Annotated in this window: 8 protein-coding genes; all 8 read left to right on the top strand. The window is 52.9% G+C overall.

What is annotated here, in order from left to right; genetic code table 11:
- The first annotated feature begins 15 nt into the window (after positions 1–15).
- Complete coding sequence (tssK, locus tag A9587_RS20190) at positions 16–1,365, top strand: type VI secretion system baseplate subunit TssK (RefSeq protein ID WP_105263791.1); 1,350 nt, start codon at positions 16–18, stop codon at positions 1,363–1,365.
- The gene (gene tssL, locus A9587_RS20185; protein ID WP_001536469.1) at positions 1,362–2,051 is read left to right on the top strand and encodes a type VI secretion system protein TssL, short form; all 690 of its coding nucleotides are present in this window, start codon (positions 1,362–1,364) and stop codon (positions 2,049–2,051) included. Before tssK ends, tssL begins: the two co-directional genes overlap by 4 nt.
- Positions 2,051–3,730: an OmpA family protein gene (locus tag A9587_RS20180; RefSeq protein WP_105263790.1), complete on the top strand. Its 1,680-nt coding sequence runs from the start codon at positions 2,051–2,053 to the stop codon at positions 3,728–3,730. The genes tssL and A9587_RS20180 overlap by 1 nt, the downstream gene beginning before the upstream one ends.
- Positions 3,731–3,735: 5 nt before the next feature.
- On the top strand, positions 3,736–4,227 hold the full coding sequence (gene hcp / locus A9587_RS20175; RefSeq protein WP_001007315.1) for a type VI secretion system effector Hcp: 492 nt from the start codon (positions 3,736–3,738) through the stop codon (positions 4,225–4,227).
- A gap of 168 nt (positions 4,228–4,395) precedes the next feature.
- Positions 4,396–7,074 carry a type VI secretion system ATPase TssH gene (gene tssH, locus A9587_RS20170; protein ID WP_105263789.1) on the top strand — a complete coding sequence of 893 codons (2,679 nt, stop codon included), beginning with the start codon at positions 4,396–4,398 and terminating at the stop codon, positions 7,072–7,074.
- Positions 7,059–9,416, top strand: a complete 2,358-nt coding sequence (locus tag A9587_RS20165) for a type VI secretion system Vgr family protein (RefSeq protein WP_105263788.1) — start codon at positions 7,059–7,061, stop codon at positions 9,414–9,416. The genes tssH and A9587_RS20165 overlap by 16 nt, the downstream gene beginning before the upstream one ends.
- A 15-nt stretch (positions 9,417–9,431) precedes the next feature.
- Positions 9,432–12,128 (top strand): glycoside hydrolase family 19 protein, encoded by a 2,697-nt coding sequence (locus A9587_RS20160; RefSeq protein ID WP_236942007.1) that lies wholly within the window; start codon positions 9,432–9,434, stop codon positions 12,126–12,128.
- Positions 12,115–12,814, top strand: a 700-nt coding sequence (locus A9587_RS20155; protein WP_157943636.1) for a hypothetical protein, incomplete at its 3' end; no start/stop codon positions are given. The genes A9587_RS20160 and A9587_RS20155, both read left to right, overlap by 14 nt.

The raw sequence follows: 12,814 nt of genomic DNA, 5'->3' as shown, positions 1-12,814 counted from the left end.
GGCAGGCGTCGGGAAATGAAGATTTACCGTCCGCTGTGGAGTGAAGGTGTTTTGCTCTCCCCTCAGCAGTTTCAGCAGCAGGCTGAATGGGAGTCTTTTCGCAGTGCCGGTATCTCTGCGCTGGCATCCCCGTTTCCCTGGGGAGTGGAAAAGGTTGAGTTTAATGATGGTCTTCTGTCGTCCGGGCTGATCCAGATTACGCAGTTACGCCTCTGGCTGGAAGACGGAACACTTATTGATGCTCAAAGGAGCGATCTGCCCCCGGCGCCGCGAGAGTTAGATGCCGGCCAGCTGGCTGACCGCGATGCGGTAACTGTCGTTATTGCACTTCCCCACATGCAGCCCGGCGTGATTAACGTTGAGCAGGAAGGTGTCAGTGCAGACAGACCCGTTCGCTATCGGGAAGAGTGGGTAACGTTGCAGGATGCTTTTGGCTCTGAAGAAGAGTCTATGGCCGTTGCCCGGTTTAATTTTACCATCCGGTTTGCCCATGAAAACAATGATTCATGGAAAGTCTGCCCGGTAGCAAGATTGATCAGAGATGGTCAGAATGCGTGGCGACAGGATCCTTCTTTTATTCCTCCGCTGGCGTCATTTGGGGCAAGCACGGTCCTGTGTGAACGTCTGGTGTTGCTCAATCGTCAGTTACGCTCCCGACGCCAGCGTCTGATGGCGATGCGTCGTGAAAGTAACGAAAGACTCGCCGATTTTGCTGTTGCTGATGTTTCCCTTTTCTGGTTGCTGAATGCGCTGAATTCCCACGCCAGTGTACTGACGGAATACGAACGTTTTCCTTCCCGCCCACCTGAACAGGTGTGGGCGGAGCTCGCTCGTCTGGCAGGCAGTATGCTGACTTTTTCCCTGGAGCATGATCCTGACGCCATACCGGGTTATGACCACAAGGATCCTGCCAGTGCGTTTTTTCCATTGTTCGACCTGATAACGGGTCTGCTGGAGGCCAGTCTGCCATCCCGGGTCATTGCTCTGGAAATGTCCCGGCCGGATGGACAGACCTGGAAGGCCAGCCTTCACGATATCCGCCTGCGCGAAGAGGCTGACCTCTGGCTGTCGGTGCGCTCGGATATCCCGGCCTGGCAGGTTGCTGAGAAATTTCCGGCACTCTGTCTGGCGGGGTCACCAGATAATGTCAGTGAGATCTATGGTGCGGCACTCCGGGGGATCCCTTTGATCCCGGTGAGCAGGGTTCCGGCTGCGTTGCCTGTACGCATGGAAAACCAGTACTTTGCACTTGATATGGAAAGTCCCGCTGCACATGAAATGCTGGAGCAGGGAGTGTGTATGTTCTATGTGCCTGAGTTACTTGGTGCCCTGGAACTTGAACTGTTTGCGGTATTGCGCTCATGAGACAGGATATTGATATCGACCAGCTGATGATGGAGACATGGCTTACCGTCACCATGCTGAAAAAAGGTGCACTCACGCCCGATGGCACTGCGCTTTACAACAAATGCGTTAAACAGGTCGAAAGTGTGCGGGAAGCACTGGAGCGTGCCGGTTATGACGATGCCAGTGTGGAGCATATTACCTATGCACAATGTGCCCTTCTGGACGAAACGGTGATGAGCCGTAAGCCTGAAAAGAGCAAGGAAGGAGAGGAGCCGGACGTTGATGAAGGCCAGGTGGCCTGGCGTAAAGTGCCGCTTCAGGCACGCTTTTTTGGCTCACTTCGGGCTGGTGAGGCTCTGTGGGATCGCATTGCAGAGGTTCTGCGTCAGCCTTCACCGGACCCGGCCGTTTTAACCTGCTATCACCGGGTGACAGCGCTGGGTTTTCAGGGGGTGTACTGCCTGAAAGCAGTCAGCCAGTCGCAGCGTGATGAGGTCATAAAAGCCCTTTCTGAACGCGTTTCACCGCCTGATGCCGGTCTGTCCCTGGTTGTTCACCGGATGGAGAAACATCGCTGGCGTCTGATGCGCTCAGTCTGGTTCTGGATAGTGCTCGCCGTCATTCTTACCGGCGTTATCTGGTGGGGGGGGCACCTCTGGCTCCAGTCTCTTTTGTCATCACAAATACCGGAGTTGCATGGCTGATGCGTGGCTCTGTCATCATTCCGGTAGCCCTGCACGTCCTGGTGGCTGTTGCCACATTGCTGTGGTTGTTGTGGTATTTCATTCCGGCAGGCAATGTTTTTAACGGCCTGACTACTCTGCTGATCCTTCTTCTGGCAGGCTGGACTGTTTTTAAAAACTGCCGGAGTGAAAAGCAAAAGCTCACATCTGACGTTACCCTGACAGATGCTGAACCGGCATTATCCGACACCCGGGCCCCTGTTGTACTGGTGTGTGGTGACATGCCGGAAGCGTTGTTTCAGGACGGTCCTCTGCGTAAAACAGCCCGGGGATGCTGGCTGCGGGTCGGTGATGTCAGCCGCTTAACTGACGTTGTCCGCAGCATACAGACGCAGTTCCCGCGCCAGGTCGGTCAGCTCTCTGTGATGTACCGCTGCCTGCCAGACTGGCATCATGATGAAGCGGTTCTTCGTTTCACACTGAAAACTCTCCGCCAGCAGTGTAATCAGATTAAATCCCTGACGGGGTTCGCACTGCCGGTGGTGTTGAGTGCCGAATTTTCCGGGCCTGAAACACCGTGGATAATCGTCCGGGGTGATAAACCGGTTGTATGCCCGGTTTATCATGCACCTCAGGCGTTCACTGACTGGCTGCAGGTGGAAGCCAATATTCTGGCGCTGCCGGCCGTCAGCGAGGCATTTTCCTTTATCCGTAATACGCTGGCTGATGAGCTGGAAAAAGCTGACCGGCTGACACCACCTGTACGAACATTTTCCGTTGCAATGCGCCTTGGTGCCGCCCTTCCGGGGACACCGTCAGTCTGGTCAGACTGGCTCTGTTCCCGTACCTGTTTGCAGTTTTCCCGAAAACCGGGGCAGACAGTGCCGGCAGGGATGTTCCCGGATGCGGTTCTGTCGCTGCTGGCACCTTTTGCGTCGACGGTACAGGGAGGCCAGCGTACCCGTCGTCTGATTTTGCTGATATGGCTGTGTGTTCTGACCGCGCTGGGGATTTCTGCGCTTAACAATCGTGATCTGATCCGTCAGGTAAGCACCGATTTACAGCGCTGGAATGCTGTCCCGATGGATCACTACCGTCCTAAGGCGGAATCGCTGGCTGCACTGAAACAGGACGCGCTTCTGCTTGAGCAGTGGCAGCGTCAGGGAGTGCCTTTACGTTACAGCCTGGGTTATTACCCGGGGCAACGCCTGTGGCTGGCCCTGCAGCAGGCTATCGATACCTGGGTTCCGCCTTTACCAGCGCCGGAGCCGGAAGCACCTCCGCAAATCATCCGTCTCGACAGTCTGGCGCTGTTTGATGCCGGTAAATGGACGCTGAAGCCGGGCGCCACAAAATGGCTGGTGAATGCCCTGGTGGATATTAAGGCAAAAGCAGGCTGGCTGATTGTGGTCAGTGGCCACACGGACAATACCGGTGACCCGCAGCGCAACCAGGTCCTGTCCCTGAAGCGTGCAGAGGCGGTTCGCGACTGGATGCGGGATACCGGCGATATCCCTCAAAGCTGTTTTGCCGTGCAGGGATACGGTGAAAGCCGCCCTGTGGCCCCGAATGACACGGCGGAAGGCCGTGCGCGTAACCGCCGTGTTGAAATCAGTCTGGTACCGCAGGCCGATGCCTGTCGTCTGCCGGACGCTTCCCCTGCGCCGGAAGAGGGCGCATCAGAAAACATAACGGAGTAATTTTTATGGCAATTCCAGTTTATCTGTGGCTAAAAGATGATGGCGGTGCAGATATCAAAGGGTCCGTGGATGTTCAGGACCGTGAGGGCAGCATTGAGGTGGTAGCTCAGGAGCACTGCCTCTACATCCCGACGGATAACAATACCGGTAAGCTGACCGGTACCCGTATTCACACGCCGTTCCTGTTTACCAAGGAAATTGATTCTTCCAGCCCGTACCTTTACAAGGCCGTGACCACCGGGCAGACCCTGAAGTCTGCTGAGTTTAAGTGGTACAAAATCAATGATGCCGGTCAGGAAGTGGAGTATTTCAATACGAAGCTTGAGAACGTGAAGGTGGTGAAGGTTAACCCGGTCATGCACGACATCAAGAATCCCGTTTATGAGAAGCATAACCACCTTGAACAGGTGGAACTGCGCTACGAGAAAATCACCTGGACTTACAAGGACGGCAACATCATTCATTCCGACGCATGGAGTGAGCGTACCACCGCGTAATTCTGCCGGACGGACAGGGTATCCTGTCCGTCATTTTTATTTTTTCTTCAGCATCTGTTGGCGGGTGCTGAAGAAAGAATTCTCAATCCTGAACACAGACCTGATGCGCCTGGGTTACGGCGAAGGGCGGTAGCGTGCCTGACGGTCTCCTGACAGTGAGTGAATAACATGGAAAATTCGGCAGCCCTGTTACGTCGTCTTAATCATTACTGTGCCCGTGCACTGGAAGGCGCAGCCTCCCTTTGCCAGACCCGGGCCCATGCAGAAATCACCCCGGAGCACTGGTTACTGAAACTGCTGGAGCAGGGGGAAGGAGACCTTACCGTGCTGGGCCGGCGTTATGACTGGGATATGGACGCGATATGGCAGTCGCTGCTCGGCTGGCTGGATAACCAGCCCCGTAGCGTACGCAGCCGCCCGCAGCTTGCGCAGTCTCTGAATGCCCTGCTGAAACAGGCCTGGATGGTGGCCTCATTACAGGGGGAAGAACATATCCGCAGCGTGCATCTGCTGGGTGCCCTGACGGAAAATCCGCACCTGGTTCGCTGTGACGGGCTGTGGCCCCTGCTGACACTGAGTCAGAGCCGGTTGCAGCGTCTGTCCCCGCTGCTGGATGCGCAGTCTGATGAGTGTCCGGAGAGATTACAGGATGCAGAGCCTGTGCTGCCTCAGGGAGACAATGTGACCTTTATCGGGCGTCCCGTCGGTGCGGATACGGCGGGTATACCGTCAGGTGACCTGCCGCCTGTGTTACAGAGTGCGCTGGATAAATTCACCCGGGACATCACGGCCAGCGCGAGAGAGGGGAAAATTGACCCGGTATCGGGACGCGATACGGAAATCCGTCAGATGGTGGATATTCTCTCCCGCCGCCGCAAGAATAACCCGATTCTGGTGGGGGACCCCGGTGTGGGGAAAACGGCTCTGGTGGAAGGGCTCGCCCTGCGTATTGCGGAAGGTAACGTACCGGAATCTCTCAGACCCGTCACCCTGCGCACCCTTGACCTCGGCCTGCTGCAGGCCGGTGCCGGCGTGAAAGGTGAATTTGAACAGCGCCTGAAAAACGTGATTGATGCCGTGCAGCAGTCACCGGCTCCTGTACTGCTGTTTATTGATGAAGCCCATACCCTTATCGGGGCCGGTAATCAGGCCGGTGGCGCGGATGCGGCCAACCTGCTGAAGCCTGCGCTGGCGCGGGGTGAACTGCGCACCATTGCCGCCACCACCTGGTCTGAGTACAAACAATACTTTGAACGTGACGCGGCCCTGGAGCGGCGTTTTCAGATGGTCAGAGTGGACGAGCCGGATGATGAGACGGCCTGTCTGATGCTGCGTTCCCTGAAATCCCGTTATGCGGAACATCATAACGTGCATATCACCGATGAGGCAGTTCGCGCTGCCGTCACGCTGTCGCGCCGTTATCTGACAGAACGTCAGTTACCGGACAAGGCCGTTGACCTGCTCGATACTGCTGCCGCCCGTGTGCGTATGAGCCTCGACACGGTGCCGGAACAGCTGACCCGTATCCGTTCACAGCTCGCTTCCCTCGGTATGGAAAAACAGGCACTGCTGGAAGATATTGCGGTTGGTCATCAGAATCACGGCGAACGTCTGTCTGCCATTGAGCAGGAAGAGAACGAGCTGATGACCGCACGAGATGACCTGGAGCAGCAGTACGCCAGGGAGCGCGAACTCACCGGTGAGTTACTTGAAAGCCGCAGCGATATTTCCCGTCAGAGTGAGACACATCACCTGCAGCAGGCACTGCACGACATTCAGCAGAATCAGCCCCTGCTCAGTGTGGATGTTGACGTACGTACTGTTGCCGGTGTGGTCGCGGACTGGACCGGGGTGCCGTTATCTTCCCTGATGAAGGACGAACAGACGGAACTGCTGCATCTGGAAAAGGATATCGGCAGACGGGTGGTCGGACAGGACGTGGCACTGGAATCCATTGCGCAGCGTCTGCGTGCGGCGAAAACGGGTCTGACATCCGGTAACGGTCCCCAGGGGGTGTTCCTGCTGGTTGGTCCCAGTGGTGTGGGAAAAACCGAAACGGCACTGGCGCTGGCAGACGTGATGTACGGCGGCGAAAAATCACTGATTACCATCAATCTGTCGGAATATCAGGAGCCCCATACGGTTTCCCAGCTTAAGGGTTCACCGCCCGGGTACGTGGGATACGGTCAGGGCGGTATTCTGACGGAAGCTGTACGCAAACGCCCTTACAGCGTGGTGCTGCTGGATGAAGTGGAAAAGGCCCACCGGGATGTGCTGAATCTGTTTTATCAGGTATTTGACCGGGGCATTATGCGCGACGGCGAGGGGCGTGAAATTGACTTCCGTAATACGGTCATTCTGATGACCTCCAATCTCGGTAGTGACCACCTGATGCAGTTGCTGGACGAACAACCGGAAGCCACTGAGGCCAGCCTGCACGAACTGCTGCGCCCGATACTGCGCGACCACTTCCAGCCTGCACTGCTCGCTCGTTTCCAGACCGTGATTTACCGTCCGCTGACACAGTCTGCCATGCGCACCATTGTGCAGATGAAGCTTGCACAGGTCTGTGAACGCCTGCACTGCCATTATGGACTGAGCACATCGGTTGATGAACGTGTGTACGATGCCCTGACATCCGCCTGCCTGCTGCCGGATACGGGTGCCCGGAATGTGGAGAGTCTGCTGAACCAGCAACTGCTGCCGGTACTGAGCCGGCAGTTGCTGAGCCATATGGCCGCGAAGCAGAAACCACAGGCGCTGACTCTGGCATGGAGTGACGAGGACGGTATTGTGATGGTATTTGATGCACAGGCAGAGGGAGAGGCGTCATGTGCAGTTTCCTGACCAGCAAGGCTGACAGCGTTGTACAGCAGCTTTCAGGGCAATCACGGTACCGGGTTCATGTGCATGAATGCAGTCATTTTCTGGATGTGTTGCGTTACAGCGCGGTTGAGTCCCTCAGCCAGCCCTGGCGCTATGACGTGGTTGTCACCTGCTCCTCTGCGGATATTGCCTGTGACGCGTTACTGCTGAAGCCGGCGTCATTTACTTTCCAGACCCCGGAGTCTGACGGAACACCGGCCCTGCCGCTCAGGACGGTATTCGGCGTGGTTGAGTCGTTTCGCCGCGTCTCTGCCTCGAATGATGAGACCCGTTACGCACTGACGATTGTTCCCCGTATCGCCCTTCTGAACTATACGAAAGGGAGCGAAATCTACCTCAATCAGTCAGTCACTGAAGTGGTTGAACAGGTATTGCGTAAACATGGTCTGGAAGGGCAGGATTTTGAATTCCGGCTCTCCCGGGAGTATCCACCCCGGGAGCTCATCACCCAGTGGCGGGAGACTGACCTTGAGTTTATCCGGCGCCTGCTGGCGGAGGTGGGGATTTACTGGCGTTATGAAATGGACAGCCGTCTTGAGCAGGACATAGTGATTTTCCAGGACAGCCAGCAGCAGTATGAATTTGGCATCACGCTGCCATTGCGCAATCAGGCCGGGATGAGTGACAGCGGACAGGAGAGCATCTGGGATATTCAGACCACCTGTAACGTGGTGAGCGGAAGTGTGGTCACCCGGGACTACAACTACCGTGAAGCGCTGAAACCTCAGGACAGTGCCGAAAGTATTTTCAGTAAGGAAGGGATCACCACCGGAGAAACGTACCATTATGCTGAACCCTTCCTGACGGCAGGTGACGCTGAAAGCCCGGAGACCGGGGCATACTTTGCCCGTCTGCGTCACGAACGCATTCTGAACGCGCAGTATTGTGTCAGCGGGCATTCCTCCAGCCCTTATCTGACGCCGGGTCAGGTACTTGAAACGGACGGCACGTTACCCGATGTCGTCAGGGAAGGCATCGTTATCACCACGGTGCGTTCCCGTGGTTCACGCAAAAGTTGCTTTACGCTGACGTTTGAGGGGCTCCCCTACAGCGAAACCGTCTGCTGGCGTCCGGCACTGCTCAGTCGCCCGGTGATATCCGGTTCGCTTCCGGCGCGGATTGAGAGTCACGAGAAGAACGATATCTACGCCCATCTGGACGATCAGGGGCGTTACCGGGTGAAGCTGGACTTCGACCGCAACAGTACAGAACGGGGTTACGCTTATCTGTGGCTGCGGCTGGCTAAACCTTATGCCGGTGATACGTACGGTTTCCATTCACCGCTTATCGACGGAACTGAAGTGGCCATTGTATTTGACGGCGGAGATCCGGATCGTCCCTACATCGCTTATGCCCTGCATGATTCAGAGCATCCGGACCTTGTCACCAGTGACAATCATACGCGGAACGTGTGGCGCACGCCGGCAAACAATAAGCTGCGGATGGAGGATAAACGCCAGGAAGAGCATATCAAGCTCGCAACGGAATATGGCAAAACGCAGCTGAACATGGGACACCTGGTCAACAGCCGGCGTGAAAAGCGAGGTGCTGGTTTTGAACTGCGAACGGATGAGCATGGTGCTGTACGTGCCGCAAAAGGGCTGTTCCTGACGGCAGATGCCCAGGCCAGAGCCCAGGGGCCGGTGCTGGAAATGGCGGCAGCGATAAGTCAGATTAACCAGGCTAACAGCCAGATGCAGGCCCTGAACAGCGCTGCCGAAGCCGCCGGCGCCCTGCTCTGTGATATCAATGCCCAGATTAGTTTTGTGACTGACAAAATCAGGGAGCTCCAGTCTGCGGTCCTGCTGGGTAGCGCGCCGCAGGGGGTGGCCCTGACCTCAGGTGAACACCTTCAGCTCTGCAGTACCCGTAACACCATGATCAATGCAGGTCAGCATCTTGATATCGGTGCGATGAAAAATCTGTCGGTAACGGTGGAAAAAGCCCTTGGTCTGTTTGTGCATAAAGACGGGGCGAAACTGGTAGCCAACCAGGGCGATATTGAGATTCAGGCTCAGCACAACACGATGGCGTTGTTTTCGGAAAAACAGCTGACGGTGACCAGTAGTGAAGATGAAATTATTATCAGCACGCCGGAAACCCTGACGCTGAACGGTGGCGGGTCTTACCTGAGACTGAGTAAGAACGGGATAGAGCACGGTTCAGAAGGGATGATGGTGATGAAGGTCGCGAGCTATCTGGTGCCCGGAAATGGGAGCACACTGCCGCAGGAGACACCGGACTTTAAAAGGACAGACGTTACGGTCACGACCCAAAATTCCGCCAAATGGACCAGTGAATAGCATGAAAGGGGATTTATGACAGCAAAGTTACCGAAAATCAGTTACCCCGTACCGTCAAACAAAAATGGCCATGCCTTTTCCTCCGCGGAAGCGTTGTTATCGATGCTCGGAGGGGAAAGCTCAGGGCTGTATCTGGTGGGAAGCCAGGGAATGTGGCATGGCGGTATTCATATTACTGATGCAACGATCCCCTGGTGTGCTCTCAGTACAGACAGTGAGCCCGAAAAAGAGTACTGCCGCGAACTTTATAAAGGGGAGCAATTTATTCGTTGTATGGCCGATGGTGAAATCGTTGCCTGGCGGGTATGCAGGGATTACGAGAGTGCCGCGATTGAATGGCGCGGTGAAAAATTGTTCGCTTCGACATCCTTTGTGCTGGTGAAACATTATATTCAGCCGGCTGATAACGCAGAAAGTGGACTGACGTTTTTTACGCTGTACATGAATCTGGCCCCCTGGGCTGCTTATGGACAACAGGGGCGCCAGGCGGACAGAAAAGTGGCAGGGATCCAGCGCTATTACACCAGTGCGGAAGATATGCAGGCAGGCCGTGAAGCCGGAAAACTGAATAAAGACACGCTTGTCACACTGAGTGACGCTATTGTCACTCGCAGCAGAGACAGGCGTCAGTTTACCGAAGTGACCATTACCAGAGGGACGAAAAATGCAGCGGGAGAGACGCTTGCAGCGGGAACGAAAGTCTGGACGGTATCAGACAGGGGCTCTCTGAGAGCGATTAAATCAGCGCCGGTTCCGTCCTGGTGGGCAAAATGTACTCCTGCTTACACCACTCAGCCGGAAGGTGTGGTGTGTACCTCGCGTACAGACTGGGGTTACTATCTGAGCCGGGAAGATGTGTTGCACAATAAAAAGGCGGGCAGGCTGACAGCAGGTTTTCCGCTCTCTTACGAACCGGGTAATACGGCGCAGCAGGTTATCCGCCCGGGCAGGAGCCCTGGCGATGCCGCAAGAACGTTCAGTCTGGTCACGCTGGGGCGTGATAAGGATACGTTGAAAAAAGGTGACCGGGTATGGGTGGTGTCAGATGGTGACAGCCTGACGCCGGTTGCACCGGCAGCGTCCGGCAGTGAACCCGTTTTTAATGATGTGTATGTCCCACCAGTCCCTGTAACTGTCAGTGCTGGAGATAATCTCGGCCATATGGGCTTTTATCAGCTACCGGAAGAAAACGGTAAACGCTCGCGCTACCAGGTACATATAGAGTGCCTGAGTATGGATGATATGGAAAAGTTCATCACCAACCCCGGAAAAGCAGGAGAAGATGCACCGGTTTATCTGACCTGGCAAACCGATGCACCGTTATTTGATAAGGGGGAACAGGGTATGGTTGCGGGAAATCGGAAAACAAGAGCCTCAGGAATTCTGACGCTGGCAAAAGTCCCTGGCGTTGATGCCGGGGGGAATACGCTGACCAGTAATCAGGATGCGGTGTATTATCAGATACGCCCGGAAGGTGGCTGGTTACCCGCAGCCAGTGTAAAAAAGGTATCGCAGTACGCGTTAGACGAGCTGGGGTTTGTGACGTTGAATAAAGCACCAGCGAGCTTTGACCTGATTGATGGGGTAAAGCGACCGGATAACGTGGTGAAGGGGATTCTGGCGCAGTTATATAAAGCAGCGAAGGAGGAAAAACGCATCACTCACGCGCTGAACAAATATAACTACCAGCGGCTGCTGGAGATGACTGACAGTAACGAGGACGGACATTACTCAGAGCAGGAATATCTTCAGGCAATTCATAATGTGTCGTACCGTGACTGCCTGTACCGTATTATTGCGAAACACGCCAGTGAATGGTACTACGGTAAGGATGATCCGCTGTGGAAAAACTATCTGGATCCATTAACCAGGGAGGCGCCGTTATGGAAAACGTATCTGGAAGCGTTTCTGGATAAGATGACGTGGATGAAAGCAGTATCCGAAAAAGGAGTGGCGCTGGGACCGGAGCCGTGGCATATGCATCCGATTGCGTTTTTGAATTCTATAAAGAAAAGGAAATCTAAAATTACACGAGAGATGCTCAGAAAAATTTGGCCCGATTCAAGAAATGTTTCTGACTCTGTTCTTGATGTTGTTGCTGAAGAATTTTCGAATAAATTTGAACTTTGTAACATTAATACTAAAAATAGATTGTATCATTTTTTTGCTCAAATATATCAAGAAGTAGGACCCACCTTCAATTTGAATGAAGGTTTTAACTACAGGCCACAAGTACTTATAGATAAGTTCGCATATTATCGTAATCATCCTCAAGATGCTCAAACGGATGGATATATCCCGGGAAAACAAGCAGCAAATAAACAAAGTATTGCGAACAGAGTATATGGTGGTCGAGAAGGGAACGATGATATTGCAAGTGGAGATGGATGGCGATATCGTGGAAGAGGAATGAAACAGTTAACATTTAAGAATAACTATAGGTCTTTTACAAATTATCATGAAAGAGTTTGGGGAGAACGTGTTGATTTTGAATCCAAGCCGGATCTTTTAGTTGAAACAGTTTATGCGGCAAGATCTGCTTTGTACTTTTGGGATCAGAATAATTTATTTGATAGGGCTGATAAAGGGATTAGTCGAGAGGTATCAGATTCAATAACGCGAATAGTCAATCGTTATGATAATCACTATGAAGATAGATATAATAATTTAATAAGATTTTTTCAAGAGGGGATTTTTGATGAAATATTCTAATATGTTGGTATTATTATTTTTTACAAAGCTATCATTTGCAACAGATTTCAAATTGTTACCCTCTGACCAAGTTGAAGATGTTAAATATTTTTTATTGCAAGTAAAAAACGGTAATATAGTTAAAAATATTGATGTTGGACTCGAAGGCAACTCCAATAATGTTACGATAAAACAGTACTATACTTTTTCTTGTCAATGGGGAGATGTTTCTGGAGTTAGATTAAGCATGGATTCATCATCTATTGATGGACCATTGTTATTTGATAATATATATGCTCTAGATAGCAAACTAGATATAATTTTCGCAAAATCCTATAGTCGCATGAGTCAAGAATGGGTTGACCCTATTAACTTAAATCGTGCTATCTGTGATCGTTCAGGTGGTGGTTTAAAAAGTGATCCGATAACTAAAAAAGACTATATTGTAGATTTTGAGTCCATACAACAGGGTCCTTTTATCTTAAAAGGAATTAGCGATGTAGCTATTAAATATGTTAGAGATAACTCTTTAAATCTTGTTCGTGAGGATACGAGTGGTGAAGTCATTGTTGATAGGGTAAAGAATTATGATAATATGGCCCCTTCTGTTCGTACTGTTTTTTTTATAAAGCTTAATTCAAAAATGAACATCATTAGCCTGATAACGTGGGGAAATAGTGCAGACGAGGGTAATTATTATAAAATAT

Source organism: Escherichia sp. MOD1-EC6162, assembly GCF_002965125.1.
Taxonomy (GTDB): Bacteria; Pseudomonadota; Gammaproteobacteria; order Enterobacterales; family Enterobacteriaceae; genus Escherichia; species Escherichia marmotae.
This window is presented reverse-complemented; position numbering and strand designations above follow the sequence as displayed.

Bases quoted from the DNA above. Each gene is read 5' to 3' on its own strand.
- tssK (WP_105263791.1), top strand. From the start codon at position 16: ATGAAGATTTACCGTCCGCTGTGGAGTGAAGGTGTTTTGCTCTCCCCT.
- tssL (WP_001536469.1), top strand. From the start codon at position 1,362: ATGAGACAGGATATTGATATCGACCAGCTGATGATGGAGACATGGCTT.
- A9587_RS20180 (WP_105263790.1), top strand. From the start codon at position 2,051: ATGCGTGGCTCTGTCATCATTCCGGTAGCCCTGCACGTCCTGGTGGCT.
- hcp (WP_001007315.1), top strand. From the start codon at position 3,736: ATGGCAATTCCAGTTTATCTGTGGCTAAAAGATGATGGCGGTGCAGAT.
- tssH (WP_105263789.1), top strand. From the start codon at position 4,396: ATGGAAAATTCGGCAGCCCTGTTACGTCGTCTTAATCATTACTGTGCC.
- A9587_RS20165 (WP_105263788.1), top strand. From the start codon at position 7,059: ATGTGCAGTTTCCTGACCAGCAAGGCTGACAGCGTTGTACAGCAGCTT.
- A9587_RS20160 (WP_236942007.1), top strand. From the start codon at position 9,432: ATGACAGCAAAGTTACCGAAAATCAGTTACCCCGTACCGTCAAACAAA.